This is a genomic window from Pseudomonas sp. MWU16-30323 (assembly GCF_020515595.1).
GTDB classification, from domain to species: domain Bacteria; phylum Pseudomonadota; class Gammaproteobacteria; order Pseudomonadales; family Pseudomonadaceae; genus Aquipseudomonas; species Aquipseudomonas yamanorum.
In genome coordinates this window covers 51,530-76,805 of sequence record NZ_JAIWYM010000011.1, presented here as the reverse complement: position 1 = coordinate 76,805, position 25,276 = coordinate 51,530, and the positions used below count along the sequence as shown (strand labels likewise).

Sequence of the window (25,276 nt, the reverse complement as noted above, 5' to 3'; positions counted from 1 at the left end):
GGTAATCAGGTGTCGCGATCATGCTTTCAGCTTTGAGGGTATTTGAAGGTGAAGGTTTTGGTGAAGGGCCCCCACCATTCCGGTACGCCGGTTTCCTTGTCCACATGGTGGAAGAAGCCTTTGATTTGCGGGCTTTCATAGCGCAGCACCACGGTATAGGTGCCGGGGCCGTCCATTTTCACATTGTTGGCGTAGTGAGCGCCGTCTTTGGCCACCATCGGCAACAAGGTGCCGATTTCCTTGTAGTCGGGCGAGCCTTGCTTGACCAGCGAGTAGGTGATGGTCAGGTAGGGCACCCATTCACCGTTGGACAGGCCGTACTTGTTGTCGGCGGTGGCGTGCACGTCCGTCTCCAGGTGCACCGAGTCCTTGCTCATCACCATGCCCGGTGGCATAGGGGCCATTTCGATGCCCACCAGATAAGAGGAGGCGATTTCCATGTCGTTGACCTGGACGGGCCCGCCAATCGGGTATTCGCGGGCTTGGACCAGGGCGGAAGCGGCCAGGGCACTGACCAGTACCAGTGCGGCGGCCAAGGGGTTGCGCAGGTGTTTCATGGTGGGGCTCCTTGGGGACGTTAACGTGATTGCGTCGGGCGTGAATGCAGCAAGCGGTTACCCAGCACCAGGAGCGCGAGGGTGACGGACCAGGCGACCAGTTGGACCCCCAGTGGCCGGTCGGTGTAGCCCACCAGCGCGGTCAGTGCCCGGCCGGTGAGGCTGCCATCGGAGACCAGCCAGGAGGTGTCCCAGAGCTGGTAGCCCCAGGCGGGAATCAGGTCGATACCGGCAAGGATCGCGGCGGCCCGGCCAGCCATGCCGGCGGCGAGCAAGGCGATCATCCAGCCGGTAATCGAGAACAGACGCTTGAGGCTGATGGCGACCAGGCCGCGGTACATCAGCCAGGACAGCGCGGCGCCGGCGGCAATGCCGAGCACGCCGCCTGCCAGCATTGACAGTGGGTCTGCCTGGCTCGACGCGGCGATGCCGTAGAGGAACAGCACGATTTCCGAGCCTTCGCGCAGCACGGCCACGGTGATGACCACGGCCAGGGCCCAGAGTGATTTTTCGCCGGTGAGTACCGCATTGCCGGCGCTGCGCAGTTGGGTCGCCAGCTCGCGTCCGTGACTGGCCATCCACAGGTTGTGCCAGCCCAGCATCACCACGGCGACCACCAGAATGGCCGCGTTGAAGATTTCCTGGCCGAAGCCTTGCAGCGCCTGGGTGATTGCGCCGGTAAACAGCGCCAAGATGCCGGCACCGAGCACGCCGGCTGCAATCCCTCCACCGATAAACAGGCCGCGCCGAGCCAGACCTTGGGTGGCGGCCATCACGATACCCACGACAATCCCGGCTTCCAGCACTTCTCGAAACACGATCAACAGACAGGCCAGCATGGCTTACTCCTTGGCCGCGACAGCAGTGACCGTGCCTTTGGCCTGGTCCGGGTGGTAGTCATCGAAGAAGGTGTAGGTGCCGGGATGCAGCGGGCCGGCAAACACCGTGACGGTGTTGCCGGGGACGATGATTTTTTCGAATTTCATGTCGTAGCTTTCGAACTCATCGACGCTTTCGTCGTGGCTGGTGAGTTGAATGCGGAAACGCTCACCGGCAGGCACCTCGAACGTCGAGGGGCTGAAGGTGTGGTTTTGAATGACCAGGGTGACCAACTGATCCGCCTGCGCTGCGACGGGAAAAACCAGTAGGAGGAGAGCCAGCCGGGCAAGGTTGGGCATGCCGAATGTCCGCTAATAAGAACTATTCGCGAATGATTGGCTTTGTATTTAAGTGTTACAAGTGAAGATCGTGTTAGGTGCCAGCTTGTTCAAGCCTGGTTCAGGTTGCGGGATGTGCGGGGGAGTGAGCAGCAACCGTAGGCACCCGAGGGTGCCTAGGGTGAGGATTACCGGCGACGTTTTTCGATGTTGTAAACGAACGGCGCAACGATCTCGATGCTGCCGCCTTTCAACATGTCGGCCGGCGGCTTGGGCAGCGGCTGGGCGCGACGGATCATGTCGAGGGTGGCGCGGTCCAGATCGGCGTTGCCAGAGCGGCCCACCAGTTCATAGGACAGCACGTTGCCATCGGCATCCACCACGAAACGCAAGCGGTTCAGGCCTTCCTTGCCACGGGCCTGGGCGCCCGGCGGGTACTTCTTGTACTTCTGCAGGTGGCCCAGCAGGGTACTTTCCCAGGTGGCCTTGGCCGCGATCTGCTGCGGTGAAGGGCCCGGTTGTGGCTGAGCAGACTTTTCCGTAGGCGCGTTGTTCTGCGGAGTTTCGCTCGGCGGCTCTTCGGAAGGTTTTTCCTTGGGCGGATCGGGCTTCTTCTCCACAGGCTTGGGTGGCTGTGGTTTCGGCTTGGGCTTGACCGGCTTGGGCACCTGGATCGTCGGCTTCGGTGCCTCGGCCAGTTTCGGCAATGGCAGCTCTTCCACCGGCGCCGGCGGTTGCGGCGGCGTGATCACCTTTGGCGGAGCGGGAGGCGGTGGCGCCGGCATCGGTGCCAGGTCGATGACCATGGCAGCCGGAGGCAGCTGGACCGTGTGTGGCGCCGACCACTGGAGCGCGAGGATGATCGCGACGGCGTGGACGCCCAGCACGACGGCGAGGCTGGTGCCATAACGCGTCAGTTTGTGGCGCGTCGTGATCATTTCTTGGCTGCCGTCTCAAGTCCGACCAGGCCTACCTTGAGGTAGCCGGCTGCCCGCAGGGCATCCATCACGCTCATCAGGTCGCCGTAGTCCACGCCCTTGTCGGCCTGGAAGAAGATGGTCGTGTCTTTCTTGCCCTGGGTCTTGGCGTCGAGCACCGCGCCCAGGGTTTCGGATTTGACTTCTTCTTCGCCCAGGAACAGACGCTGGTCCGCCTTGACGCTGAGGAATATCGGTTTCTCCGGCCGCGGCGCAGGTTTCGCGCTGGAAGCGGGCAGGTCGACCTTGATGTCCACAGTGGCCAGTGGTGCGGCCACCATGAAGATGATCAGCAGCACCAGCATCACGTCGATAAACGGTGTGACGTTGATTTCGTGGTTCTCGACGAGCTCGTCGTCGCCTTGATTCAAATGCAGGCCCATGGCCGATTACCCCACTTTCACCATATGCGGTTGCGAGCTGCGCTCGGTAGGCAGGTGATCGAGGTCACGGCTGACCAGCAACAGGACTTCTGCCGAAGCGTCCGACACCTGGGCCTTGTAGCCGGCGATCGAACGGGCGAAGACGTTGTAGATGACGACCGCAGGAATCGCGGCAACCAGGCCCAGTGCCGTTGCCAGCAGGGCTTCGGCGATGCCGGGAGCCACGACGGCAAGGTTGGTGGTCTGGGTTTTGGCGATGCCGATGAAGCTGTTCATGATGCCCCACACGGTACCGAACAGGCCGACGAAAGGCGCGGTGGAACCGATGGTGGCCAGCACGCCGGTGCCGCTGCTCATGTTGCGACCGCAGGCGGCAACCAGGCGCTCAAGACGGAAGCTGACACGTTCCTTGATGCCTTCTTTTTCACGGCTGTTGGCCGACAGGCGCATTTCTTCGAGTGCGTCGTGAACCAGCAGGTGCGCCAGGGTGCCCTTCTTCGCCGCGCTTTCGCTGGCTTCTTTCAGGGTGGTGGCTTTTTTCAGGTGGACGATTTCAGTGCGCAGGCGACGCTTGGCGCCCAGCAGCTCGAAGCCTTTGGCGATCCAGATGGTCCAGGTGATGATCGAGGCGATGGCCAGGCCGATCATCACGATCTTCACGATGATGTCAGCGTTCTGGTACATGCCCCAGGGCGACAGGTCGTGGGCCATGCCCAGGCTGTTGTCTTCTTCCAGCACGACGCCGGAATCGTCAGCCGGTGCGCCTTCGGCGGCCAGGGCCGGGTCGGTAGCGGCAGGTGCGGCGGCTGGCGCAGCAGTGTTTTGCTCGTGGGCTGGTGCGGTCGCTGCAGGCGGGGCGGCCGGCGCGGTGTTGTCGGCGAAGGCGGCGGTCGGTGCCAGCAGAACGCTGAACAGCACTGCCGCAATCGCACGCCAGGCGCGGGATGGGCTGTGAGGCTTGGTTGGCGAAGCGGGGGATGTATTGCGTGTCATGCTGGCCGGACCTGAGAGAAAAAAATGAGTGAGCGTCCTTCCAGACCGTAACGGGTCGAGGACAAATGGGCGGTTATTATTGCAAGTAATTCTTGTTAACAGAAGTAATACAGTTACTTTATTTGTCGTTTTGCTGGCCGCTGGTCATCTGTGGGGGCTAATCTTGACCTTTAAGAATGGAGTTTTGTGATGTCTGCGCCTTCTGTGGTGATTGCCGGTTGCGGCGATGTCGGTAGCCGTCTGGCCACCCAATTGCTGGCCCAGGGCTGGGAGGTTCATGGCCTGCGGCGGGATATCTCGCGCCTTCCCAAGGGCGTTATCGGGATTGCCGGCGACCTGTTCAATGAAGACTGTCCCGACACCTGGCCGGTGGGCGGGGTGGATTACCTGGTGTATTGCGCGGCGGCCACCGATCACGACGAGGCGGGCTATCGTGCGGCGTACGTGCAAGGGTTGCGGCATGTGCTGGAATGGCTGAACGACTACGGCCAGGAGCCTAAACACCTGCTGTTTGTGTCCAGCAGCAGTGTGTATGGGCAGCAGAACGGTGAGTGGGTCGACGAAAGCTCCGAGACCAAGGCAGGTGGTTATTCCGGACAAGTGATGCTGGAAGCCGAGCAAGTGGCATTGAATAGTGGGATTCCCGCCAGTGTCGTGCGCCTCACCGGGATTTATGGTCCAGGTCGGGAATGGTTGTTGAGCCAAGTGCGCCAGGGTTATCGCGTGGCGATTGATCCGCCTTTATATGGCAACCGGATTCACGCGGATGACGCAGCGGGCTTGCTGGCGTTTTTGCTGCGGCACGTGGAGCAGGGCGGTGTGCTGGATAAGTGCTACATCGGCGTCGACGATGCTCCGGCCCCGCTGGCCGAGGTGGTTGGCTGGTTGCGCGAGTACCTTGGCGTGACCGAATGGGCCGAGAACGCCAGCGTGCGACGCGCCGGTAGCAAGCAGTGCAGCAATGCCCGGGCCAAGGCGTTGGGCTGGGTGCCGCGTTATCCGAGTTATCGCGAAGGGTATGCGGCGATTCTCGAGGGTTGATTGCACTCTGAAGTAAAGGAGCCCAGGGGCTCCTTTTTTACGTCACTGTTTTTCCAGCAGCCATTTGCGTGGGCCTGGGGTGAGCTGTGGGATTTCATCCGGTGGGGACGAGTTGATCGCCTGGAGAATCTCCAGCTGTTTGCCGTAACGCACAAAAATCCAGCTGTCTCCCACATCGCCCCTGCCCAGGTAGAGGGTGTCATTGCCGGCCCCTTGAGTGGCGCAATCGCCTCCCAGGCACAGCTCGTACCGGTTGTTTTGCGCCAGGCCGGATACGCTGCCATCAGCGTTGAAGGCGACGATGTTGCCGGCGCCCTGGCCCTCAATGATTTTCCACTGGCCGCCCATATAAGCCGAGTTCAGCGCACGTCTGAACGTCATGCCCCACTGGGCGTGCGCAACGGCAGGTTGGGCGGGACGGGTGAAGCGCTGGGCTGCATGATTTTTTGTGGCCTGCTGGATCAGTTGGTTGCCATCCAATTGCAGTTCATCGGTGCCATGGCCGTTGTAGTCGACGGTCCATGCACCCGGCGCCTTTGGCTGTAATTGGCCTTCGCCCAGTTCAAATGCATTGCTGACGTGCGCCTTGTTGCTGCGGGTGTCGATGTTCCATTCCAGATTTAAGCCATGCGCATCAATGGCTCGCAGCAAGGGCCTGCCTTGGGCAGCCGAGTCGATGGCTGCCTGGTTTATCCACAGTCCGCTGAGGTCGGTTGGCTGCGGCGCATGGGTACAGCCGCCCAGCAGGACCAGGCTGAGAACAAGTAATTTATGCATGGGGCTATCCGGCTGCAGATGAAAAAAACCATGGCGCACACTAAAGAAAAAGGAGCCCGTGGGCTCCTTTGTTCTGTATCACTGTTTTTCCAGCAACCATTGTCGCGGCCCGGGGGTAAACGAGGGCACCTCGTCGGCCTGGGCGGTGTTGATCGCCTGGAAGATCTCCAGTTGCTTGCCCTTGCGCGCGAAGATCCAGGGGTTGCCCTGGCCGTTCAGCTGCAGCCAGATGCTGTCGTAGCCACCGCTCATGGAGGCGCAATCGCCCGCGAGGCACAGCGAATACTGATCAGCGCCCGGCAGGCCGGTCACTTGGCCGTTGGCCTGGAACTGCACGGTTGCGCCTTCGCCATTGCCGCTGCTGATCTTCCAGGTGCCACCCATATAAGCGGCGTACAGCGTGCGTTCGAAATTGGCACCCAGCGGCGCGCCTTCGGGGGCTGGGTCCTTGGCACGGGCGAACAGTTGCTCGGGCTCGTTATCATTGGCCCCTTGCAGCAATAGTTTGCCTTTACGCTTGAGTTCGGTGGCCGAGCCGCCGTAGAAATCGACGCTCCAGGCGCCGGATTTTTCACCCAGCAACTTGCCTTCAGCTACTTCAAAACCGTTGTAGTAGCGGGCCTGGGATGCTTTGGTGTTCACCTCCCATTCGAGGTTCGGACCGTAGCTCTGCAGGGCTTCACGCAAAGGGCCGCCCTTGGCTGCCGCGTCGATGGCGGCCTGGTTGATCCAAGTGCCGCTCACATCCAGGTCGGCGGGATTGCTGGCGCACCCGCCGAGCAGCAGGGCGAGCAACGAAGAGGCAACGAGCGCTTTGCGCATTACGAAATCCTTCCAAAAACCAATTCGGCGCAGCCTTCCCATGGAAGCGCTGCGCCGGATGTTTTACTCGATGACCAGAATGGCGTCCATCTCAACCTGCGCGCCCTTTGGCAGGGCGGCAACGCCGATGGCGGCGCGGGCCGGGTACGGCTGTTCGAAGTACTTGCCCATGATCTCGTTGACCTTGGCGAAGTGGCTCAGGTCGGTAAGGAAGATGTTCAGTTTGACGATGTCCTTGAACGAACCGCCCGCAGCTTCGGCAACCGACTTCAGGTTTTCGAAGACCTGTACGGTCTGGGCTTCAAAGCCTTCAACCAGCTCCATGGTTTTTGGGTCTAGTGGAATCTGGCCGGACATGTAGACGGTATTGCCCGCCTTGATCGCCTGGGAGTAAGTACCGATTGCTGCTGGTGCCTTGTCGCTGGTGATAACAGTCTTGGTCATGAATGACTCCTTGTAATGGATGGGCTAGGCGCGCATGCGGGTGATGCGGATGACCCCGGTCAGGGCGCGCAGTTTCTTGATCACGCGGGCCAGGTGCACGCGGTCGTGCACGCTGACCACCAGTTGGACCACGCTGATGCGACCATCGCGTTCGTCCATGCTGATTTTCTCGATATTGCCGTCGGCCGCGTTCACGCTGCTGGCCAGCAGGGCGATCAAGCCGCGCTGGTGTTCCAGCTCGACCCGCAGCTCGACGTTGAATTCGCCAGTGACATCCTTGGCCCACGAAAGCTGGATGCATTTCTCGGGGTTGTGGCGGATTTCACTGATATTGCGGCAGTTGTCCAGGTGCACCACCATGCCTTTGCCCGCGGACAGGTGGCCGACAATCGGGTCACCCGGGATCGGCGTGCAGCACTTGGCGTAGCTGAGCACCAAGCCTTCGGTGCCGCGAATCGCCAGCGGGCCTTCGGGGCTTGGCAGCTGTTCGCCTTCGCCCAGCAGGCGGCGGGCGACCACATAGGCCATGCGGTTGCCCAGGCCGATGTCTTCCAGCAAGTCTTCGATCAGTTCCTGGCGGTACTCGTGGAGCATCGCCTGCACGCGCTCGGCCGGGATCTTGTCCAGGGAGCTGTCGAAGCCGTTGAGCACCTTGTTCAGCAGGCGTTCGCCCAGGCTGATGGACTCGGAACGGCGTTGCAGTTTCAGGGCGTGACGGATGTGGGTGCGGGCCTTGCCGGTGACCACAAAGTTGAGCCAGGCCGGGTTCGGGCGCGCGCCTGGTGCGCTGACGATCTCCACCGTGGAACCGCTTTGCAGCGGTTCCGACAGCGGGGCCAGTCGACGATTGATCCGACAGGCTATGCAGCTGTTACCCACGTCGGTGTGCACCGCGTAGGCAAAGTCGACCGCGGTGGAGCCTTTGGGCAGCTCCATGATCCGGCCTTTGGGCGTGAACACGTAGACCTCGTCCGGGAACAGGTCGATCTTCACGCTTTCGATAAATTCCAGGGAGTTGCCGGCACGTTGCTGCATTTCCAACACGCCCTTGACCCACTGGCGGGCGCGGGCATGGGTGCCTTTCGGCTGCTCGTCGCCGGTGGATTTGTACAGCCAATGGGCGGCGATGCCATTGTTGGCCATCTCTTCCATTTCGCGGGTGCGGATCTGGATCTCGATCGGCACCCCGTGCATGCCGAACAGCGTGGTATGCAGCGACTGATAGCCGTTGGCCTTGGGAATTGCGATGTAGTCCTTGAAACGACCCGGCAGGGGCTTGTACAAATTATGTACAGCGCCCAGCACGCGGTAGCAGGTATCGACCTTGTCGACGATGATCCGGAACGCGTACACGTCCATGATCTCGTTGAAGGCCCGACGCTTGCCGCGCATCTTCTTGTAGATGCCGTAGATGTGTTTCTGCCGGCCGCTGACCTCGCCCTCGATCTCATCGATCGCCAGGCAATGGCTCAGGGACTCTTCGATCTTGTTGACGATTTCCTTGCGGTTGCCCCGGGCGCGTTTGACCGCCTGGTAGATGCGCGCTGAACGCATCGGGTGCATGGCCTTGAAGCCGAGGTCTTCGAATTCGATACGAATGGCGTGCATGCCCAGCCGGTTGGCGATGGGCGCGTAGATTTCCAGGGTTTCCTTGGCGATGCGCCGGCGTTTTTCGCCGGACAGCACTTCCAGCGTGCGCATGTTGTGCAGGCGGTCGGCCAGTTTGACCAGGATCACACGGATGTCCCGGGCCATGGCCATGGCCATCTTCTGGAAGTTTTCCGCCTGGGCTTCGGCCTTGGTCTCGAAGTTCATCTGGGTCAGTTTGCTGACCCCGTCGACCAGTTCGGCCACGGTTTCGCCAAACTGCGCGCTGAGCGCTTCCTTGGCAATGCCGGTGTCTTCGATCACGTCATGCAGCATCGCGGCCATCAAACTCTGATGGTCCATGTGCATGTCGGCAAGAATGTTTGCCACGGCAAGAGGATGCGTGACATACGCCTCGCCACTGCGGCGGCGTTGGCCGTCGTGGGCTTGTTCGGCGTAGAAATACGCTCGGCGGACCAGGTTGACCTGGTCTGGGCCGAGGTAGGTCGATAAGCGATCGGCGAGGGCGTCTATGCTCGGCAAAGTATTAACTCCTGCCGTTGGCTGTGACCCCGCGCCGTGCTACGTCGACCAGGCATAGGCTTAGACGGCCTCGTTGGACTCGTCCTCGAACGCTGCAAACAGCGGTTCGTCTTCAACGATTTCGGCGTTGGCGATGAACTCGTAGCTCATCAGGCCTTCAGCGATTTCACGCAGGGCTACAACGGTAGGCTTGTCGTTTTCCCACTGGACCAGAGGCTCTTTGCCGCCAGTGGCCAGTTGACGGGCACGCTTGGTAGAGAGCATGACCAGCTCAAAGCGGTTATCCACGTGTTCTAGGCAGTCTTCAACGGTTACGCGGGCCATGGTATTCCTCGGAGCGAATGCAATATGCGCGCTGCCCGGTTGGGCGAGCGGACTGAACAGTTTAAAAAATCACCAGCGTTTAGGGAAGCGCTGATTTTTCGCAGGCCATCGCAAACGCGCTACAAGTGCCAATGTAAAGCCCTTGCAGCGGTTTTGGGAAGAGCCAATCAGCCGAGCAGTTCGGCCAATAATTTGCCGAAACGCTGCTGCTGGCGCTTTTGCTGGAGCTGATTGGCGCGGAAAATCGCCTTCAGATCGTCCAGTGCGTGGGCGAAATCGTCGTTGATGATCAGGTAGTCGTAGTCGACGTAGTGGCTCATTTCACTGACGGCTTCGCGCATGCGGCCTTCGATGATCTCGTCGCTGTCCTGGCCGCGGTTGGTCAGGCGTTGGTGCAACGCTTCCAGTGACGGCGGCAGGATGAAGATCGAGCGGGCTTTGGGCATCAGCTGGCGCACTTGCTCGGCGCCCTGCCAGTCGATTTCCAGGATCAGGTCGTGGCCTTCGTCCAGGGTCTGCTGCAGGTGGCTTTGGGAGGTGCCGTAGAGGTTGCCGAAGACTTCGGCGCGCTCCAGGAAATCACCGTGCTCGATCATCTTGACGAACTCGGTGCGCTCGACGAAGTGGTAGTGCACGCCGTTCACTTCGCCCGGGCGCATGGCGCGGGTGGTGTGGGACACCGAGATGCGGATCTGCTCGTCAGCGTCGGTCAGGGCTTTGACCAGGCTGCTTTTGCCCGCGCCCGATGGGGCAGAAATGATGTAAAGGGTGCCGGTGCTGTGGGTCATGTCAGGGTGCCTTACTCGATATTCTGTACTTGTTCGCGCATTTGCTCGATCAACACTTTGAGGTTGACCGCCGCCTGGGTGCTGCGCGGATCAAAAGCTTTGGAGCCCAGTGTATTGGCTTCGCGGTTGAGTTCCTGCATCAGGAAGTCCAGGCGCCGACCGGCGGCACCGGCGGACTTCAGTACGCGGCGCACTTCCAGGATGTGGGTGCTCAGGCGGTCGAGCTCTTCGGCGACGTCGCTCTTTTGCGCCAGCAGGACCATTTCCTGCTCCAGGCGCACCGGGTCCAGTTCGGCCTGCATGTCGGCGAAGCGGTCGAGGACCTTCTGGCGCTGGGTGGCAAGCATCTGTGGCACCAGTTCGCGCAGGGTGACCACGTCTTCTTCGATGGAGGTCAGGCGGTCACTGATCAGGCGGGCCAGTTCGGCACCTTCGCGTTCGCGGCCGGCCTTGAGTTCTTTCAAGCCTTGGTTGAACAGGGCCAGGGCCTCGGCATTCAACGCCTGCGGGTCGGTGGCGTCGGCCACCAGCACGCCGGGCCAGGCCAGGACTTCCAGCGGGTTGATGGCGGCAGGTTGCTTGATCAGGCTGGCGATGGTTTCGGCGGCGGCGACCAATTGGGCGGCGCGCTCGCGATCCACCTGCAATGGCTTGCCGGTGGTTTCCTCGGTAAAGCGCAGGGTGCATTCCAGCTTGCCGCGAGAGATGCCCTGGCGCAGTGCCTCACGCACCGCGCCTTCGAGGTCGCGAAACGATTCCGGCAGGCGCAGGTGCGGCTCCAGGTAGCGGCTGTTGACCGAGCGCAACTCCCAGCTCAGGGTGCCTTGGACGCCGGCTTTTTCGACGCGGGCGAAGGCGGTCATGCTGTGCACCATGGAGGTACCTCGCGATGCAGTCCCGCAAACAGGCGGGCTGATGGGTAGATTGAAGCCGACAGGCTGCGAAGGCGCAGGATTGTAGCTCAACGGGACGGGTGGCCCCAAACAGTGGCTTCGGTGACCGGGTTTGTAACAGGATTTTTTAGAAGTGCCGATCAGGGCTGGCGGCTCTATAATGCTCGGCAGTTTTTCGTCCTCCGTACAGGTATCCCCTATGAAACGTCCAAGTGGTCGCGCTGCCGATCAGCTCCGCTCGATCCGCATCACCCGCAACTACACCAAACACGCCGAGGGATCTGTACTGGTCGAGTTTGGCGATACCAAGGTTATCTGCACCGTCAGCGTCGAAAATGGCGTGCCGCGTTTCCTCAAGGGCCAGGGCCAGGGTTGGTTGACTGCCGAATACGGCATGCTGCCGCGCGCCACCGGCGAGCGTAACCAGCGTGAAGCCAGCCGTGGCAAGCAAGGCGGCCGCACCCTGGAAATCCAGCGCCTGATCGGTCGTTCCCTGCGTGCTGCCCTGGACATGTCCAAGCTGGGCGACGTGACCCTGTACGTCGACTGCGACGTGATCCAGGCCGACGGTGGCACCCGCACCGCATCCATCACCGGCGCCATGGTTGCCCTGGTCGATGCGCTCAAAGTCATCAAGAAGCGTGGCGGCCTGAAAGGCGGCGATCCGCTCAAGCAGATGATCGCGGCTGTATCGGTAGGCATGTATCAAGGCGAGCCCGTGCTGGATCTGGACTATCTTGAAGATTCGGCTGCCGAGACCGACCTGAACGTGGTGATGACCAGCACCGGTGGTTTCATCGAAGTGCAGGGCACCGCCGAAGGCGCGCCATTCCAGCCGGCGGACCTGAATGCCATGCTGGCATTGGCCCAGAAAGGCATGACCGAGATCTTCGAACTGCAGAACGCCGCCCTGGCCGACTGATTCAACCCCAAGGAGCTACGCCATGAGTGACAGTCAACTTCCGCTGCCGACACCGTCCAAGGAAGTTCGCCAGTGGGCGATGCTCTGTCACTTCGCGGCGTTTTTCGGCTTGATGTTCCCGTTCGGCAGCCTGCTGGGGCCTTTGATTCTCTGGCAAGTGAAGAAGGACACGGACCCGTTCATTGATGACCAGGGCAAGGAAGCGCTGAATTTCCAGATCACCGTGGGCATTGCCTGGGCGGTCTGCTTCCTGCTGGGTTTTATCGTGATCGGCTTCGTGTTGATGACCGTCCTGGTGATCGGCGCGGTGGTGATGACGATCATTGGGGGCATTAAGGCCAACAAGGGCGTGGCTTATCGTTATCCGTGGACGTTGCGGTTGATCAAATAACCACCGCCCACAAAAAAACCGACAGCGATGTCGGTTTTTTTGTGCCTGGGAAAAGACCTTAGATGGTCAATGTCCAGTCGTAGTCCACGATCAGCGGCGCGTGCTGCGAGAAGCGCGGCTGGCGTGGCAGGCGTGCGCTGCGCACGAAGCGGCGCAAGCCTGGCGTCAGCAGCTGGTAGTCAAAGCGCCAGCCGAGGTTGAGCATCTCGGCCTGTTCGTTATCCGGCCACCAGCTGTACTGGTCGCCTTCGCGGCTGACTTCCCGCAGGGCATCGACATAGCCCATATTGCCGACAATCTCGTCCATCCAGGCCCGTTCCGGCGCCAGGAAACCCGGGGATTGCTGGCTGTCGCGCCAGTTCTTGATATCCAGCTTCTGTTGCGCCACGTACAGCGAGCCACAGTAAATGTACTCGCGACGTTTGCGCCGCTGTTTATCCAGATAACGGGCGAAATCGTCCATTAGCTTGAACTTCTGGTTCAAGTCTTCATCGCCATTCTGCCCTGATGGAAGCAGCAAGGTCGCGATGCTGACCTTGTCGAAATCGGCTTGCAGGTAGCGCCCGTAGCGGTCGGCTGTCTCGAAGCCGAGGCCGCTGATGACCGCCTTGGGTTGCAACCGCGAATACAAAGCCACGCCGCCTTGGGCGGGAACTTCGGCATCACAGGCATAAAGGAAGTAGCCATCCAGTTGGAAGGCTGGGTCGTCCAGTTCAAAGGCGGAGGCGCGGGTGTCCTGCAGGCAGATGACGTCGGCATTCTGGGCTTGCAGCCAACTGAGCAAACCACGCTCGACTGCAGCCTGAATACCATTGACGTTCACACTGATGATCCGCATAAATGGCCCCAAAAATCGCGTGCGTGTATGATACACGCCGTCTACCTAATTAGCTAAATCCGTGGTATCTGAGGCTTTTTTCATGCAGGCGTATCAACGCGATTTCATTCGTTTTGCCATCGATCGCGGCGTATTGCGCTTCGGTGAGTTCACCCTGAAGTCCGGGCGCACCAGTCCTTACTTCTTCAATGCCGGCCTTTTCAACTCGGGTTCTGCCCTGGCGCAGTTGGGTCGTTTCTATGCGGCCGCCATCGTTGAAAGCGGTATTTCCTTCGACGTGCTGTTCGGCCCGGCCTACAAGGGCATTCCCCTGGCCGCCGCGACCGCCGTGGCGTTGGCCGAACATCACGGGCTGGATTTGCCTTGGTGCTTCAACCGCAAGGAAGCCAAGGCCCATGGCGAAGGCGGTAGCCTGGTGGGCGCGCCGCTCAAGGGCGACGTGCTGATCATCGACGACGTGATCACTGCCGGTACGGCGATTCGCGAAGTGATGCAGATCATCGCTTCCCAGGACGGCGCCAAGGCGGCCGGCGTGCTGATCGCGCTGAACCGCCAGGAGCGTGGCAACGGTGAATTGTCGGCGATCCAGGAAGTGGAACGTGATTTCGCGATTCCGGTGGTGAGCATCGTGTCCCTGAACCAGGTGTTGCAGTTCCTGGAAGATGACCCACAGCTCAAGCAGCACTTGCCAGCGGTCAAGGCCTACCGCGAGCAGTTCGGCGTTTGATCTAAACGCCGGACAAAAAAAGCCCCCGCTCAACCAGCTTGAGCGGGGGCTTTTTGTTTGCAGCGCTTTAAGGGCGCTTGCGGTTACTGATCAACGTACCCACACCGGTGTCGGTGAAGATTTCCAGCAGGATCGCATTCGGAACCCGGCCATCCAGGATCAGCGAGCTGCCGACGCCGCCTTGCACGGCTTCCAGTGCACAGCGGATCTTCGGCAGCATGCCGCCGTAGATGGTGCCGTCGGCGATCAGGTCGTCCACTTGCTGGGTCGTCAGGCCGGTCAAGACCTTGCCTTCCTTGTCCATCAAACCCGCAATGTTGGTGAGCAGCATCAGCTTCTCGGCCTTCAGCGCCTCGGCCACCTTGCCGGCCACCAGGTCGGCGTTGATGTTGTAGGACTCACCGTTGGCGCCCACGCCGATTGGCGCGATCACCGGGATGAAATCGCCTTTCACCAGCAGGTTCAGCAGATCGGTGTTGATGCCGATCACTTCGCCCACCTGGCCGATGTCGATGATTTCCGGCTGGGTCATCTCCGGGGTCTTGCGGGTCACGGTGAGCTTCTTCGCCCGGATCAGCTCGGCGTCCTTGCCGGTCAGGCCGATGGCGCTGCCGCCATGGCGGTTGATCAGGTTGACGATGTCTTTGTTCACCTGGCCACCCAGGACCATCTCCACCACGTCCATGGTCTGGGCGTCGGTGACACGCATGCCGTCGATGAAGTGACTCTCGATGGACAGGCGCTTGAGCAGGTCACCGATTTGCGGGCCGCCACCGTGTACCACCACCGGGTTGATCCCGACGGCTTTCATCAACACGATGTCGCGGGCAAAGCCGGTTTTCAGCTCGTCGCTTTCCATGGCATTGCCGCCGTACTTGATCACCAGCGTCTTGCCGACGTAGCGTCGAATGTAAGGCAACGCTTCGGAAAGGACCTTGGCGGTATTGGCGGCGGCTTCGCGTTCGAGGGTCATTCAGGGCTCCGGTACAAAAAATCAGAACGGTAATTGGAGATCAGGGGCAACACGTTTCAACTGGGCGTGGAACACGTCCTTGATGCGCTGCAACTCAGCCTCGGAATCCGCCTCGAAACGCAGCACCAGCACCGGTGTGGTGTTGGATGCGCGAACCAGGCCCCAGCCTTTGGCGTAATCGACCCGCACGCCGTCAATGGTGGTCAGGTTGGCGCCTTCGCCCCATTGCGCATCGTGCAGTGCGTCAATGATGCTGAATTTGCTCTCTTCGGTCACATGGATATTGATCTCTGGCGTAGAAATATCATCCGGGAAGGTTGCAAACAGGTCTTCGGCGGTGGATTTTTCCTTGCTGAGGATCTCCAGCAGACGGGCGGCGCTGTAAATACCGTCGTCAAAACCGAACCAGCGCTCCTTGAAGAACACGTGACCACTCATTTCGCCGGCCAACAGGGCGCCGGTTTCTTTCATTTTCTTTTTGATCAACGAGTGACCGGTCTTCCACATTAGCGGACGACCGCCGTATTCCTTGATCAGCGGCGTCAGGCGGCGGGTGCATTTGACGTCGAAGATGATCTCGGCGCCCGGGTTGCGCGCCACGACGTCGCGGGCAAACAGCATCAGCAGGCGGTCCGGGAACACGATATTGCCGGTGTTGGTCACCACGCCGACACGGTCGCCGTCGCCGTCGAAAGCCAGGCCCAGGTCGGCGCCGGTTTCCTTGACCTTGGCGATCAGGTCCACCAGGTTCTCAGGCTTGCCCGGGTCCGGGTGGTGGTTAGGGAAGTGGCCGTCGACCTCGCAGAACAGCGGGATCACTTCGCAATTCAGGGCTTCGATCAGTTGCGGGGCGATCACGCCGGCCGCGCCGTTGCCGCAGTCCACCACCACTTTCAGGCGGCGGGCGAGTTTGACGTCGCGGGTGATTTCGTCCGAGTAGCGATCAAGGATTTGCACCTTGGTGATGCTGCCGGTGCCGCTGGTCAGGTCGTTGGTCTTCAGGCGGGTGTGCAGGGCCTGGATCTGTTCGTTGGCCAGGGTGTCGCCAGCGATGACGATCTTGAAGCCGTTGTAGTCCGACGGGTTGTGGCTGCCGGTGAGCATTACGCCCGACTTGCCGGCCAGCACGTTGGCCGCGTAGTACAGCGCGGGCGTCGGCACCAGGCCCACGTCGCTGACATGGCAGCCGCTGTCCGCCAGGCCCTGGATCAGTTGCTCCACCAGCTCGGGGCCGGACAGGCGACCATCACGGCCTACGGAAACATTGGGCTCGCCCTGGGCCAGGCTCTGGGAGCCAATGGCACGGCCGATCCAGTAGGCGGTCTCGGCGGTCAGGGTCTTGGGGACCACGCCACGGATGTCATAGGCGCGGAAAATGCTTTCGGGAAATGTCGGGGCGACTCGGGCTGCGTTGCTCATTGCGGGGGGGAACTCCATCTGAAAGGGGCGGGGCAGGCCTCAGGGGTGCTGACCGGCAGGCTCAAACTGAAGGGTAAGACGGCGTTTTTGGCATAGAGTTCGTGGAGCAAAAGTGCCATCGGTGCCGAAGCACCGCTCTTTCGCCCGCCTAATGCCCTGATTTCACTGGGGAAATCTTGCTGATAAGTTCCGCGCATTCTTCATCCTGAAAGGCCATGCGTTGGCGTCAGGCCGGGTGAGGCACCCGGCTTGTCCGGCTAAGTCAGTTCAGCTTAGTCAGTGGCTGCCGGAATGTCCGAAGCCACCTGCACCGCGCTGGGTTTCGTCGAACTCTTCGACCAGCTCGAAGTGCGCCTGCACCACCGGCACAAGCACGAGTTGGGCAATACGCTCGCCAACGGCGATGTTGAACGCAGTCTGGCCACGGTTCCAGCACGACACCATCAACTCGCCCTGGTAGTCCGAGTCGATCAGGCCCACCAGGTTGCCGAGGACGATCCCGTGTTTGTGGCCCAGGCCGGAGCGCGGCAGGATCAGCGCCGCCAGGCCAGGGTCGCCCACGTAGATCGACAGGCCGGTCGGAATCAGAATGGTCTGGCCCGGCTCAAGCACGGTGTCCTGCTTGAGCATGGCGCGCAGGTCGAGGCCGGCGGAGCCTGGAGTGGCGTAGGCCGGCAGCGGGAATTCGTTGCCGATGCGTGGGTCGAGGATCTTGGCTTGCAAAGCGTGCATGGAAATTAAACCTGGTTCAGCCGTAGGGCGATAAAAGAGATCAGTTGGCGGGCAATCTTGCCCTTGCTGGTCTGGGCGAAAACGGTAGCGTGCAACTCGCGGTCGATCACGCTGATGGCGTTTTCCTCGCTGTTGAAGCCGATGCTCGGGTTGGCGACATCGTTGGCGACAATCAGGTCGAGGTTTTTGTCTTTCAATTTGCGTGCGGCGTAGTCCAGCAAATGCTCGGTTTCGGCAGCGAAGCCGACGCTGAACGGGCGGTCTTCACGGGTGGCGATGGTCGCCAGAATGTCCGGGTTACGGACCATTTGCAGGAGCAGGCCGTCGCCGCTTGTAGGGTCTTTCTTGAGTTTCTGTGGTGCAACCACTTCAGGGCGGTAGTCCGCCACCGCAGCCGAAGCGATAAACAGGTCGCAGGGAATCGCCGCTTCACAGGCCGCCAGCATGTCGCGGGCGCTGACTACGTCGATTCGGGTGACGCGATCCGGGGTCGGCAGATGCACCGGGCCGGTGATCAACGTCACACGGGCGCCTGCCTCGACCGCCGCTTCAGCCAGGGCAAAGCCCATTTTTCCTGAGCTATGGTTGGTGATGTAGCGCACCGGGTCGATGTTTTCCTGGGTCGGGCCGGCGGTGATCAACACGTGCTTGCCGGTCAGGGCCAGGTGCTGGAAGCAGTCGGCGGCGCATTGGGCGAGGTCGGTGGCTTCGAGCATGCGGCCCAGGCCCACATCGCCGCAGGCCTGGCTGCCGGAGGCCGGGCCGAAGACCTTGAGGCCACGGCTTTGCAGGAGTTGGGTGTTGGCCTGGGTGGCCGGGTCGCGCCACATGGCCTGGTTCATGGCCGGGGCGATGGCGACGGTGGCGTCGGTGGCCAGCACCAGGGTGGTCAGCAGGTCGTCGGCAATGCCTTGGGCCAGGCGGGCGATCAAGTCGGCGGTGGCCGGGGCGATCAGCACCAGGTCGGCCCATTTGGCCAGCTCGATGTGGCCCATGGCAGCTTCGGCTGCGGGGTCCAGCAGGTCGAGGTGAACCGGGTGGCCGGACAGGGCCTGCATGGTCAACGGGGTGATGAATTCACTGCCGCCACGGGTCATGACCACGCGCACTTCGGCGCCCTGGTCCAGGAGCCTGCGAACCAGCTCTGCGCTCTTGTAGGCGGCAATGCCGCCGCCGACGCCGAGAACGATGCGTTTCCGATACAGACGCTGCATTGGCTTGCCTTTCCAGTTCAGTGATGGCGTTGCGATGCCCCCTCCCCAGGTGAAATCGCACGCAAAAAGATGGCCTAAGATACCACAGCGTCCGCCATGCAACAGCGGCGCACATGCACACGGAGGTGCCATGAGTATTCGCGATTGGCCTGCGGCAGAGCGTCCGCGGGAGAAGCTGTTGGAGCTGGGCGCGGAGAATCTTTCCGACGCTGAATTGCTGGCGATTTTCCTGCGCACCGGGGTGTCCGGTAAAAGTGCCGTGGACCTGGCGCGGCATCTGCTGGCGCAATTTGGCAGCCTGCGCGCGCTGATGGAGGCCCGGCAGACGGTGTTCAACCAGCACCTGGGCCTGGGGCCGGCGAAGTTCGCCCAGCTTCAAGCGGTACTGGAAATGGCCCGCCGTCATTTGGCCGAGCGCCTGCGCAGCGACTCGGTGCTGGAAAGTCCGGAGGCTGTGCGCGACTACCTCAAGGCGCTGCTGCGCCATGAGCCTCACGAGATATTCGGCTGCCTGTTTCTCGACTCCAAACACCGGGTGCTGGGCTTCGAGAAGCTGTTTCAAGGCACCATCGACAACGCCATCGTCTATCCCCGGCAAGTGGTGAAGCGCGCGTTGGACTACAACGCTGCTGCGCTGATCCTGTGCCATAACCACCCTTCCGGCAGCGCCGAGCCCAGCATTGCTGATCGAAAACTGACCAGAGTGCTGCAAAAGGCGTTGGAGATGGTGGACGTGCGTGTGCTGGACCACATCATTGTGGGGGAGGGTGATCCGCTGTCGATGGCGGAATATGGGTGGATGTAGGGGCTGGCGCGCCAGCCCCTGGCAGGGTTCAGGGTTTGACGCTGACCTTGGAGTAATCCTGGCGCCCGAACGGGCTCACCTGATACCCCTCGACATTCTTGCGCGTCAGCGCAAACGCAGTCGGGTGCGCCAGTGGCAGCCACAGCGCCTGTTGCTGGATCTGCGCCTGGGCCTGCTGGTACAGCTTGCTGCGTACGCCTTGTTCGCTGGTGGTCTTGCCGGCGCTGATCAGCTTGTCCAGCGCAGGGTCGCAGTAGCGGGCGAAGTTGGTCCCGGACTTCACGGCCGCGCAGGAGAACTGCGGCGTCAGGAAGTTATCCGGGTCGCCGTTATCGCCGGCCCAGCCCATGAACAGCAGGTCGTGCTCGCCGGCCTTGGCGCGGCGGATCAGCTCGCCCCATTCGATCACGCGGATTTCAGCCTGGATGCCGACCTTGGCCAGGTCCGCTTGCAGCAGTTGTGCGCCCAGGCTCGGGTTCGGGTTCAGCAGGCTGCCCGACGGCCGGGTCCAGAGGGTGGTTTTGAAACCATCCTTGAGCCCGGCGCGATCCAGTAGCTGCTTGGCCTTGGCAATGTCCTGCGGATAGCCCGGCAACTCTTTGGCGTAACTCCAGGTATTGGGTGGGTACGGGCCGTTGGCGGCTTCAGCGGTGCCTTCGAATACCGCCTTGAGGTAGCTGGCCTTGTCGAAGGCCAGGTTGATTGCCTGACGGACTTCCGGCTTGTCCAGTGGCGGATGCTGGCTGTTGATGGCGACAAACGCGGTCATGAAGGCCGCCGTTTTCTCGATCTTCAGGTCGGCGTCTTTCTGGGCGGCATCGATATCCAGGGGTTTGGGCGACAAGGCGATCTGGCACTCGTCGCGCCGCAGTCTCTGCAGGCGCACGTTGGCGTCCGGGGTGATCGCAAAGATCAGGTTATCCACCGCAGGCTTGCCGGCGAAGTAGTCCGGGTTGGCCTTGTAGCGAATCGTTGCATCCTTCTGGAAGCGTCCGAAAATGAACGGGCCGGTGCCGATAGGCTGGCTGTTGAGCTTCTCCGGGGTGCCGGCCTTGAGCAGTTTGTCGGCGTATTCTGCCGGGTAGATCGAGGCAAAGCCCATGCTCAACGCGGCGAGGAAGGTCGAATCGGCGTGGTCCAGGGTAAAGCGCACGGTCAGCGGGTCGAGGGCATCGATCTTCTTGATCAGTGTGGGTAACTGCAGGGACTGGGCGTGGGGGAAGCCGCTCTGGGCGATCTTGTGCCACGGGTTGGCCGGGTCGAGCATGCGCTCGAAGCTGAAGCGCACGTCTTCGGCGGTCAGGGTGCGGCTTGGGGTGAAGTATTCAGTGCGATGGAATTTCACATCCGGGTGCAGCTTGAAGGTGTAGGTCAGGCCGTCCGGCGACACTTCCCAGCTGTCCGCCAGGCTCGGGACCAGCTTGCCGCTGGCGGCGTCGAAGTCCACCAGGCGGTTCATCAATACGTCTGCCGAGGCGTTGGTGGTGGTCAGCGAGTTGTATTGCACCACGTCGAAGCCTTCGGGACTGGCTTCAGTGCAGACGCTCAGGGTGGTGGCCGCCTGGGCGTGTGCAGCAATAAAAAGAGGGGCTAGCAATAGCGGTAGGGCAGCGAGGCGCATATTCGGTTTCCTTTGCAGATCGAAGGCCCATCTGCGAGTGCAGTCTGGAAAAGTCCTACCGTAGTGGGCGGATTGACAAATGACTAGCCCATTTTTGCCTGTGCTTTTGCCTCAAATACTGTTTTGATGGCGCCTCAGGTCGTTTTGCCGAGCACTTTGCAGTGCGCGCGGGCGCTGTAAATCATTCTGTGCGACGAGCGGTTAGCTTCTATAGCGGCCCACCCTGGCAACGGTTCAGGCGTCCATGGCCTGGATTTACGCGTGTAAAAACACACGGCCTGTTGTTGCACTGGGGTCTTTCTGGTATAAAGCAGCGCTCTTTTCTAGGGGCCCGGTTCCTTCGCTAGTAGGTGTAGCCGGTAAGACCCTAAAGAAACGCGGCGCCTGGCGCCAAATGACTGAGAGATTAAGCGGCCAACCCATGCCGGGTTGGGCATGTGGTTTTAGAGGGCTGAGGCATGTCGAGAGTCTGTCAAGTTACCGGTAAGGGTCCGGTGACTGGGAATAACATTTCCCACGCAAACAACAAAACCCGTCGTCGTTTCCTGCCAAACCTGCAGCATCATCGCTTTTGGGTTGAAGAAGAGAAACGTTTTGTCCGTCTGCGCGTATCTGCCAAAGGCATGCGTGTTATCGACAAGCGTGGCATCACTGTCGTGCTGGCCGAACTGCGCCGCGACGGCAAAATCTAAGGAGCTAAATCATGCGTGAATTGATTCGAATGATCTCTAGCGCCGGTACTGGTCACTTCTACACTACCGACAAGAACAAGCGTACTACCCCGGACAAGCTCGAAAAGAAAATGTTCGACCCGCGCGTTCGCAAGCACGTGATCTACAAAGAAGGCAAAATCAAGTAATTGGTTTTCTTTCTTGTGAAAAAAGCCCGTATCTCACGATGCGGGCTTTTTTTTGTGCCTGAAGAATTGATCAGGCCTTTTCTTCGAACACCACGTAGATCTTGCGGCAGGGTTCCAGCACTTCCCAGGTGCCGCTGAAACCGGCCGGAATCACGAAGCGGTCACCGGCCCGCAAGGTCTTGGCGTTGCCGTCGGCGTCGCGCAATACAGAGACGCCCTGCACGATCTCGCAGTACTCATGCTCGGTGTAATTGACCTTCCACTGCCCGACTTCACCTTCCCAGACCCCGGCGCTCATCTGGCCGCACGGACTGTTGTAGTGGTTGTAGACGGTTTGCTCAGGGTCGCCCTTGAGGATTTTCTCCGCGGCCGGACGGTAGCGGTCAGGCTCAGTCCTGGCCTGGCTGAAGTCGACGATATTCTGGATGTTCATGGGCGTGTCCCGTCTGGCCTGCGGTTGGAGAGCTCAAAGTCTATGTTTATTAAAATGAACATCGCAAGGGCGTTTGCTGCCGTTATGTCAAATATATTGAAACATCCATCGCCGCTGGTTTAGGGTGGCAGCTGCCTTGAGCCGAACAGCTGGCTGGCCGGGCAAGCATTCTTCGAAGGTGCCTGGGTACATTTGCCCGGCCCTTGTATTCAATAAGAGGAGGACACTCGCATGACCACCCTGACCCGTGCCGACTGGGAACAACGCGCCAAGGATCTGAAGATCGAAGGCCGCGCCTACATCAATGGCGAATACACCGCTGCTGTTTCCGGCGACACGTTCGAATGCCTCAGCCCGGTCGATGGCCGCCTGCTGGCAACGGTTGCCAGCTGTGACGTCGCCGACGCCCAGCGCGCGGTTGAAAACGCCCGCGCCACCTTCAATTCCGGTGCCTGGTCGCGCCTGGCGCCAGCCAAGCGCAAAGCCACCATGATCCGTTTCGCCGGCTTGCTCAAGGCTAACGCCGAAGAGCTGGCACTGCTTGAAACCCTGGACATGGGCAAGCCGATCAGCGACTCCCTGAACATCGACGTCCCGGGCGCGGCGCAAGCGCTGAGCTGGAGCGGCGAGGCCATCGACAAGATCTACGATGAAGTCGCAGCCACCCCCCACGACCAGCTTGGCCTGGTGACCCGTGAGCCCGTCGGCGTTGTCGCGGCCATCGTGCCGTGGAACTTCCCGCTGATGATGGCCTGCTGGAAACTCGGGCCGGCGCTGTCCACCGGTAACTCGGTGATCCTCAAGCCGTCTGAAAAGTCGCCGCTGACCGCCATCCGCATCGCCGAGCTGGCGGTTGAGGCCGGTATCCCGAAAGGCGTGTTCAACGTGCTGCCGGGTTATGGCCACACCGTGGGCAACGCCCTGGCGCTGCACATGGACGTCGACACCCTGGTGTTCACCGGTTCCACCAAGATCGCCAAGCAACTGCTGATTCGCTCCGGCGAGTCGAACATGAAGCGCGTCTGGCTGGAAGCCGGCGGCAAGAGCCCGAACATCGTGTTTGCCGATGCCCCGGACCTGCAAGCCGCCGCCGAATCTGCGGCCGGCGCCATCGCCTTCAACCAGGGCGAAGTGTGCACCGCTGGTTCGCGCCTGCTGGTGGAGCGCTCCATCAAGGATAAATTCCTGCCGCTGGTGATCGAGGCCCTCAAGGCCTGGAAGCCGGGCAACCCGCTGGACCCGGCCACCACGGTGGGCGCGCTGGTGGATACCCAGCAGATGAACACCGTGCTGTCGTACATCGAAGCCGGGCATGCCGATGGCGCCAAGCTGGTGGCCGGCGGCAAGCGCACGCTGCAGGAAAGCGGTGGCACCTATGTGGAGCCAACGATTTTCGACGGTGTGACCAACGCCATGAAGATCGCCCAGGAAGAAATCTTCGGCCCGGTGCTGTCGGTGATTGCCTTCGACAGCGTGGAAGAAGCCATCGCGATTGCCAACGACACCCAATACGGCCTGGCCGCTGCGGTGTGGACGTCGAACATCTCCAAGGCACACCTGACCGCCAAGGCACTGCGTGCCGGCAGCGTGTGGGTCAACCAGTACGATGGCGGCGACATGACCGCACCGTTCGGTGGTTTCAAGCAGTCGGGTAACGGCCGCGACAAGTCGCTGCACGCGTTCGACAAGTACACCGAGCTGAAGGCGACCTGGATCAAGTTGTAAGCCTCCAGGAACACCGCCGTAAAAAAATGTGGGAGCGGGCTTGCTCGCGAATGAGGTAGCACAGTCGCTGATGTATTGACTGGTACACCGCATTCGCGCGTAAGCCCGCTCCCACACTGTTTTGTGTGATCTCCAAATCATCCACAGGAGCGTGGAAATGCGTTGGGCGACCTATTTCGCCGTGTTGGCGTCGGTCTTGAGCGTGGGCCTGGCCTTGGGCGTGAGCATGCCGCTGGTGTCCTTGCGCCTGGAAAGCTGGGGCTACGGCAGCTTCGCCATCGGCGTCATGGCGGCGATGCCGGCCTTTGGTGTGCTGCTGGGGGCCAAGGTCTCCAGCGGCCTGGCCTCGCGCCTGGGCACGGCGAACCTGATGCGCCTGTGCCTGTGGGCCGGGGCGATTTCCATCGGCTTGCTGGCGGTATTGCCCAGCTACCCGGTATGGCTGGTGCTGCGGCTGATGATCGGGGTGATCCTGACCATCGTATTCATCCTCGGTGAAAGCTGGATCAACCAACTGGTGATCGAGCGCTGGCGCGGCCGTCTGGTGGCGCTGTATGGCTGTAGCTATGCCTTGAGCCAACTGTCGGGCCCGTTGCTGCTGGGCGCGCTGGGTACGGACAACGACATTGGGTTCTGGGTGGGCGTTGGTCTGCTGACGTTCTCGCCGATCCTGCTGCTGGGCCGCTCCGGGGCGCCCACCGCCGAGTCCTTCAGCGTGACCTTCAGCGACCTGCTGCGCTTCTGCCAGGGCTTGCCGGCGATTGCCTGGGCGGTGGCGTTATTCGCCGCGTTCGAGGCGATGATTCTGACGCTGTTGCCGGTGTATTGCCTGCAACAGGGCTTCACCGCCGAGATTGCCTTGGCGATGGTCAGTACGGTGGTGGTCGGTGATGCGTTGCTGCAACTGCCGATTGGCGCGCTGGCGGACTATCTGCCTCGACGCACGCTGTTTCTCGGCTGCGCGCTGATGCTGCTGGCGACGAGCCTGGCGATTCCGCTGTTGCTGGATACGCTGCTGATCTGGCCGGTGTGGGTGCTGTTCGGGGCCAGTGCCGGCGGGTTGTTCACCCTGTCGCTGATCCTGATTGGCGAGCGCTACCGTGACGACGCGCTGGTGCGCGCCAATGCGCATATCGCGCAGCTGTGGGGCATTGGTTGCCTGATCGGCCCACTGGTGGCCGGTGCCGGCAGCCAGTGGGTCAGCGGGCATGCGTTGCCGCTGTTGATGGCGGCGGGGGCGCTGGGGTTGGTGATTCTGTTGCTGCGCCAAGGTGCATTCGGCGCCGCACAACCCGCCTGAACTTGAAATGCGATCACCTGTGGGAGCCGGG

28 protein-coding genes and 1 pseudogene are annotated in these 25,276 nt (G+C 61.2%); 9 read left to right on the top strand and 20 right to left on the bottom strand.

Annotated features, from left to right (window positions below; translation table 11 throughout):
- Positions 1-26 precede the first annotated feature (26 nt).
- The 6 genes from LIY45_RS15255 to exbB form a co-directional block, all read right to left on the bottom strand.
- Complete coding sequence (locus LIY45_RS15255) at positions 27-557, bottom strand: iron transporter (protein WP_226476803.1); 531 nt, start codon at positions 555-557, stop codon at positions 27-29.
- A 20-nt stretch (positions 558-577) separates the two neighbouring features.
- Positions 578-1,396 carry an FTR1 family protein gene (locus tag LIY45_RS15250; protein ID WP_226476802.1) on the bottom strand — a complete coding sequence of 273 codons (819 nt, stop codon included), beginning with the start codon at positions 1,394-1,396 and terminating at the stop codon, positions 578-580.
- Positions 1,397-1,399: 3 nt separating this feature from the next.
- The gene (locus LIY45_RS15245; RefSeq protein ID WP_017476713.1) at positions 1,400-1,735 is read right to left on the bottom strand and encodes a cupredoxin domain-containing protein; all 336 of its coding nucleotides are present in this window, start codon (positions 1,733-1,735) and stop codon (positions 1,400-1,402) included.
- A gap of 167 nt (positions 1,736-1,902) precedes the next feature.
- Positions 1,903-2,652 carry an energy transducer TonB gene (locus LIY45_RS15240; protein ID WP_017476712.1) on the bottom strand — a complete coding sequence of 250 codons (750 nt, stop codon included), beginning with the start codon at positions 2,650-2,652 and terminating at the stop codon, positions 1,903-1,905.
- Positions 2,649-3,074, bottom strand: coding sequence for a TonB system transport protein ExbD (gene exbD / locus LIY45_RS15235; RefSeq protein WP_017476711.1), 426 nt, complete (start codon positions 3,072-3,074; stop codon positions 2,649-2,651). Before exbD ends, LIY45_RS15240 begins: the two co-directional genes overlap by 4 nt.
- Before the next feature lie 6 nt (positions 3,075-3,080).
- Positions 3,081-4,067: a tonB-system energizer ExbB gene (gene exbB / locus LIY45_RS15230; protein ID WP_226476801.1), complete on the bottom strand. Its 987-nt coding sequence runs from the start codon at positions 4,065-4,067 to the stop codon at positions 3,081-3,083.
- 189 nt (positions 4,068-4,256) lie between these two features.
- Here exbB and LIY45_RS15225 point away from each other — a divergent pair, with 189 nt between their 5' ends.
- Positions 4,257-5,108, top strand: coding sequence for an SDR family oxidoreductase (locus LIY45_RS15225; RefSeq protein ID WP_226476800.1), 852 nt, complete (start codon positions 4,257-4,259; stop codon positions 5,106-5,108).
- 42 nt (positions 5,109-5,150) lie between these two features.
- Here LIY45_RS15225 and LIY45_RS15220 read toward each other — a convergent pair whose 3' ends face one another.
- From LIY45_RS15220 to LIY45_RS15190, 7 genes are all read right to left on the bottom strand, one after another.
- The gene (locus LIY45_RS15220; protein ID WP_226476865.1) at positions 5,151-5,885 is read right to left on the bottom strand and encodes a hypothetical protein; all 735 of its coding nucleotides are present in this window, start codon (positions 5,883-5,885) and stop codon (positions 5,151-5,153) included.
- A 78-nt stretch (positions 5,886-5,963) separates the two neighbouring features.
- Positions 5,964-6,707, bottom strand: a complete 744-nt coding sequence (locus LIY45_RS15215; protein ID WP_017476707.1) for a hypothetical protein — start codon at positions 6,705-6,707, stop codon at positions 5,964-5,966.
- Between the two features lie 63 nt (positions 6,708-6,770).
- Positions 6,771-7,151, bottom strand: a complete 381-nt coding sequence (locus tag LIY45_RS15210) for a RidA family protein (protein ID WP_003176922.1) — start codon at positions 7,149-7,151, stop codon at positions 6,771-6,773.
- A 24-nt stretch (positions 7,152-7,175) separates the two neighbouring features.
- Positions 7,176-9,281, bottom strand: coding sequence for a bifunctional GTP diphosphokinase/guanosine-3',5'-bis pyrophosphate 3'-pyrophosphohydrolase (gene spoT / locus LIY45_RS15205; RefSeq protein ID WP_008439435.1), 2,106 nt, complete (start codon positions 9,279-9,281; stop codon positions 7,176-7,178).
- A 60-nt stretch (positions 9,282-9,341) separates the two neighbouring features.
- Positions 9,342-9,605: a DNA-directed RNA polymerase subunit omega gene (rpoZ, locus tag LIY45_RS15200; RefSeq protein WP_003176920.1), complete on the bottom strand. Its 264-nt coding sequence runs from the start codon at positions 9,603-9,605 to the stop codon at positions 9,342-9,344.
- 167 nt (positions 9,606-9,772) lie between these two features.
- Positions 9,773-10,393: a guanylate kinase gene (gene gmk / locus LIY45_RS15195; RefSeq protein ID WP_003213284.1), complete on the bottom strand. Its 621-nt coding sequence runs from the start codon at positions 10,391-10,393 to the stop codon at positions 9,773-9,775.
- An 11-nt stretch (positions 10,394-10,404) separates the two neighbouring features.
- Positions 10,405-11,268, bottom strand: coding sequence for a YicC/YloC family endoribonuclease (locus LIY45_RS15190; protein ID WP_093203689.1), 864 nt, complete (start codon positions 11,266-11,268; stop codon positions 10,405-10,407).
- 217 nt (positions 11,269-11,485) lie between these two features.
- On the opposite strand from LIY45_RS15190, the gene rph reads away from it, so the two are divergent.
- Both rph and LIY45_RS15180 read left to right on the top strand, forming a co-directional pair.
- The gene (gene rph, locus LIY45_RS15185; RefSeq protein ID WP_003213280.1) at positions 11,486-12,208 is read left to right on the top strand and encodes a ribonuclease PH; all 723 of its coding nucleotides are present in this window, start codon (positions 11,486-11,488) and stop codon (positions 12,206-12,208) included.
- A 22-nt stretch (positions 12,209-12,230) separates the two neighbouring features.
- Complete coding sequence (locus LIY45_RS15180; protein WP_017476705.1) at positions 12,231-12,599, top strand: DUF4870 domain-containing protein; 369 nt, start codon at positions 12,231-12,233, stop codon at positions 12,597-12,599.
- 58 nt (positions 12,600-12,657) lie between these two features.
- Here LIY45_RS15180 and LIY45_RS15175 read toward each other — a convergent pair whose 3' ends face one another.
- Complete coding sequence (locus LIY45_RS15175) at positions 12,658-13,437, bottom strand: exodeoxyribonuclease III (protein ID WP_003176915.1); 780 nt, start codon at positions 13,435-13,437, stop codon at positions 12,658-12,660.
- A gap of 82 nt (positions 13,438-13,519) precedes the next feature.
- On the opposite strand from LIY45_RS15175, the gene pyrE reads away from it, so the two are divergent.
- On the top strand, positions 13,520-14,164 hold the full coding sequence (gene pyrE / locus LIY45_RS15170) for an orotate phosphoribosyltransferase (protein WP_017476704.1): 645 nt from the start codon (positions 13,520-13,522) through the stop codon (positions 14,162-14,164).
- A gap of 67 nt (positions 14,165-14,231) precedes the next feature.
- Here the strand turns inward: pyrE and argB are convergent, their stop codons facing one another.
- The 4 genes and pseudogenes from argB to coaBC form a co-directional block, all read right to left on the bottom strand.
- Positions 14,232-15,137: an acetylglutamate kinase gene (argB, locus tag LIY45_RS15165; protein ID WP_003213275.1), complete on the bottom strand. Its 906-nt coding sequence runs from the start codon at positions 15,135-15,137 to the stop codon at positions 14,232-14,234.
- A 21-nt stretch (positions 15,138-15,158) separates the two neighbouring features.
- Positions 15,159-16,535, bottom strand: a pseudogene (locus LIY45_RS15160) (phosphomannomutase/phosphoglucomutase); the annotation flags it as partial.
- Positions 16,536-16,832: 297 nt separating this feature from the next.
- Entirely contained in the window at positions 16,833-17,288 is a 456-nt protein-coding gene (gene dut, locus LIY45_RS15155; RefSeq protein ID WP_003213270.1) for a dUTP diphosphatase, read from the bottom strand.
- Positions 17,289-17,293: 5 nt separating this feature from the next.
- Positions 17,294-18,502 carry a bifunctional phosphopantothenoylcysteine decarboxylase/phosphopantothenate--cysteine ligase CoaBC gene (gene coaBC, locus LIY45_RS15150; RefSeq protein WP_017476702.1) on the bottom strand — a complete coding sequence of 403 codons (1,209 nt, stop codon included), beginning with the start codon at positions 18,500-18,502 and terminating at the stop codon, positions 17,294-17,296.
- Positions 18,503-18,632: 130 nt separating this feature from the next.
- Here coaBC and radC point away from each other — a divergent pair, with 130 nt between their 5' ends.
- Positions 18,633-19,307: a DNA repair protein RadC gene (gene radC / locus LIY45_RS15145; protein WP_226476799.1), complete on the top strand. Its 675-nt coding sequence runs from the start codon at positions 18,633-18,635 to the stop codon at positions 19,305-19,307.
- A gap of 28 nt (positions 19,308-19,335) precedes the next feature.
- Here radC and LIY45_RS15140 read toward each other — a convergent pair whose 3' ends face one another.
- Entirely contained in the window at positions 19,336-20,928 is a 1,593-nt protein-coding gene (locus tag LIY45_RS15140; RefSeq protein WP_226476798.1) for an ABC transporter substrate-binding protein, read from the bottom strand.
- Positions 20,929-21,386: 458 nt separating this feature from the next.
- Here LIY45_RS15140 and rpmB point away from each other — a divergent pair, with 458 nt between their 5' ends.
- Both rpmB and rpmG read left to right on the top strand, forming a co-directional pair.
- Entirely contained in the window at positions 21,387-21,620 is a 234-nt protein-coding gene (gene rpmB / locus LIY45_RS15135) for a 50S ribosomal protein L28 (protein WP_003213263.1), read from the top strand.
- Positions 21,621-21,631: 11 nt separating this feature from the next.
- Positions 21,632-21,787, top strand: a complete 156-nt coding sequence (gene rpmG, locus LIY45_RS15130) for a 50S ribosomal protein L33 (protein ID WP_003176906.1) — start codon at positions 21,632-21,634, stop codon at positions 21,785-21,787.
- Positions 21,788-21,857: 70 nt separating this feature from the next.
- Here rpmG and LIY45_RS15125 read toward each other — a convergent pair whose 3' ends face one another.
- Complete coding sequence (locus LIY45_RS15125; RefSeq protein WP_003213261.1) at positions 21,858-22,220, bottom strand: cupin domain-containing protein; 363 nt, start codon at positions 22,218-22,220, stop codon at positions 21,858-21,860.
- A 231-nt stretch (positions 22,221-22,451) separates the two neighbouring features.
- On the opposite strand from LIY45_RS15125, the gene LIY45_RS15120 reads away from it, so the two are divergent.
- Together LIY45_RS15120 and LIY45_RS15115 are read left to right on the top strand one after the other, a co-directional pair.
- Entirely contained in the window at positions 22,452-23,945 is a 1,494-nt protein-coding gene (locus LIY45_RS15120) for an aldehyde dehydrogenase (RefSeq protein ID WP_017476698.1), read from the top strand.
- Between the two features lie 157 nt (positions 23,946-24,102).
- Positions 24,103-25,245 (top strand): MFS transporter, encoded by a 1,143-nt coding sequence (locus LIY45_RS15115; RefSeq protein WP_226476797.1) that lies wholly within the window; start codon positions 24,103-24,105, stop codon positions 25,243-25,245.
- Positions 25,246-25,276 lie beyond the last annotated feature (31 nt).

Bases quoted from the DNA above. Each gene is read 5' to 3' on its own strand.
- LIY45_RS15255 (WP_226476803.1), bottom strand. From the start codon at position 557: ATGAAACACCTGCGCAACCCCTTGGCCGCCGCACTGGTACTGGTCAGT.
- LIY45_RS15250 (WP_226476802.1), bottom strand. From the start codon at position 1,396: ATGCTGGCCTGTCTGTTGATCGTGTTTCGAGAAGTGCTGGAAGCCGGG.
- LIY45_RS15245 (WP_017476713.1), bottom strand. From the start codon at position 1,735: ATGCCCAACCTTGCCCGGCTGGCTCTCCTCCTACTGGTTTTTCCCGTC.
- LIY45_RS15240 (WP_017476712.1), bottom strand. From the start codon at position 2,652: ATGATCACGACGCGCCACAAACTGACGCGTTATGGCACCAGCCTCGCC.
- exbD (WP_017476711.1), bottom strand. From the start codon at position 3,074: ATGGGCCTGCATTTGAATCAAGGCGACGACGAGCTCGTCGAGAACCAC.
- exbB (WP_226476801.1), bottom strand. From the start codon at position 4,067: ATGACACGCAATACATCCCCCGCTTCGCCAACCAAGCCTCACAGCCCA.
- LIY45_RS15225 (WP_226476800.1), top strand. From the start codon at position 4,257: ATGTCTGCGCCTTCTGTGGTGATTGCCGGTTGCGGCGATGTCGGTAGC.
- LIY45_RS15220 (WP_226476865.1), bottom strand. From the start codon at position 5,885: ATGCATAAATTACTTGTTCTCAGCCTGGTCCTGCTGGGCGGCTGTACC.
- LIY45_RS15215 (WP_017476707.1), bottom strand. From the start codon at position 6,707: ATGCGCAAAGCGCTCGTTGCCTCTTCGTTGCTCGCCCTGCTGCTCGGC.
- LIY45_RS15210 (WP_003176922.1), bottom strand. From the start codon at position 7,151: ATGACCAAGACTGTTATCACCAGCGACAAGGCACCAGCAGCAATCGGT.
- rpoZ (WP_003176920.1), bottom strand. From the start codon at position 9,605: ATGGCCCGCGTAACCGTTGAAGACTGCCTAGAACACGTGGATAACCGC.
- gmk (WP_003213284.1), bottom strand. From the start codon at position 10,393: ATGACCCACAGCACCGGCACCCTTTACATCATTTCTGCCCCATCGGGC.
- LIY45_RS15190 (WP_093203689.1), bottom strand. From the start codon at position 11,268: ATGGTGCACAGCATGACCGCCTTCGCCCGCGTCGAAAAAGCCGGCGTC.
- rph (WP_003213280.1), top strand. From the start codon at position 11,486: ATGAAACGTCCAAGTGGTCGCGCTGCCGATCAGCTCCGCTCGATCCGC.
- LIY45_RS15180 (WP_017476705.1), top strand. From the start codon at position 12,231: ATGAGTGACAGTCAACTTCCGCTGCCGACACCGTCCAAGGAAGTTCGC.
- LIY45_RS15175 (WP_003176915.1), bottom strand. From the start codon at position 13,437: ATGCGGATCATCAGTGTGAACGTCAATGGTATTCAGGCTGCAGTCGAG.
- pyrE (WP_017476704.1), top strand. From the start codon at position 13,520: ATGCAGGCGTATCAACGCGATTTCATTCGTTTTGCCATCGATCGCGGC.
- argB (WP_003213275.1), bottom strand. From the start codon at position 15,137: ATGACCCTCGAACGCGAAGCCGCCGCCAATACCGCCAAGGTCCTTTCC.
- dut (WP_003213270.1), bottom strand. From the start codon at position 17,288: ATGCACGCTTTGCAAGCCAAGATCCTCGACCCACGCATCGGCAACGAA.
- coaBC (WP_017476702.1), bottom strand. From the start codon at position 18,502: ATGCAGCGTCTGTATCGGAAACGCATCGTTCTCGGCGTCGGCGGCGGC.
- radC (WP_226476799.1), top strand. From the start codon at position 18,633: ATGAGTATTCGCGATTGGCCTGCGGCAGAGCGTCCGCGGGAGAAGCTG.
- LIY45_RS15140 (WP_226476798.1), bottom strand. From the start codon at position 20,928: ATGCGCCTCGCTGCCCTACCGCTATTGCTAGCCCCTCTTTTTATTGCT.
- rpmB (WP_003213263.1), top strand. From the start codon at position 21,387: ATGTCGAGAGTCTGTCAAGTTACCGGTAAGGGTCCGGTGACTGGGAAT.
- rpmG (WP_003176906.1), top strand. From the start codon at position 21,632: ATGCGTGAATTGATTCGAATGATCTCTAGCGCCGGTACTGGTCACTTC.
- LIY45_RS15125 (WP_003213261.1), bottom strand. From the start codon at position 22,220: ATGAACATCCAGAATATCGTCGACTTCAGCCAGGCCAGGACTGAGCCT.
- LIY45_RS15120 (WP_017476698.1), top strand. From the start codon at position 22,452: ATGACCACCCTGACCCGTGCCGACTGGGAACAACGCGCCAAGGATCTG.
- LIY45_RS15115 (WP_226476797.1), top strand. From the start codon at position 24,103: ATGCGTTGGGCGACCTATTTCGCCGTGTTGGCGTCGGTCTTGAGCGTG.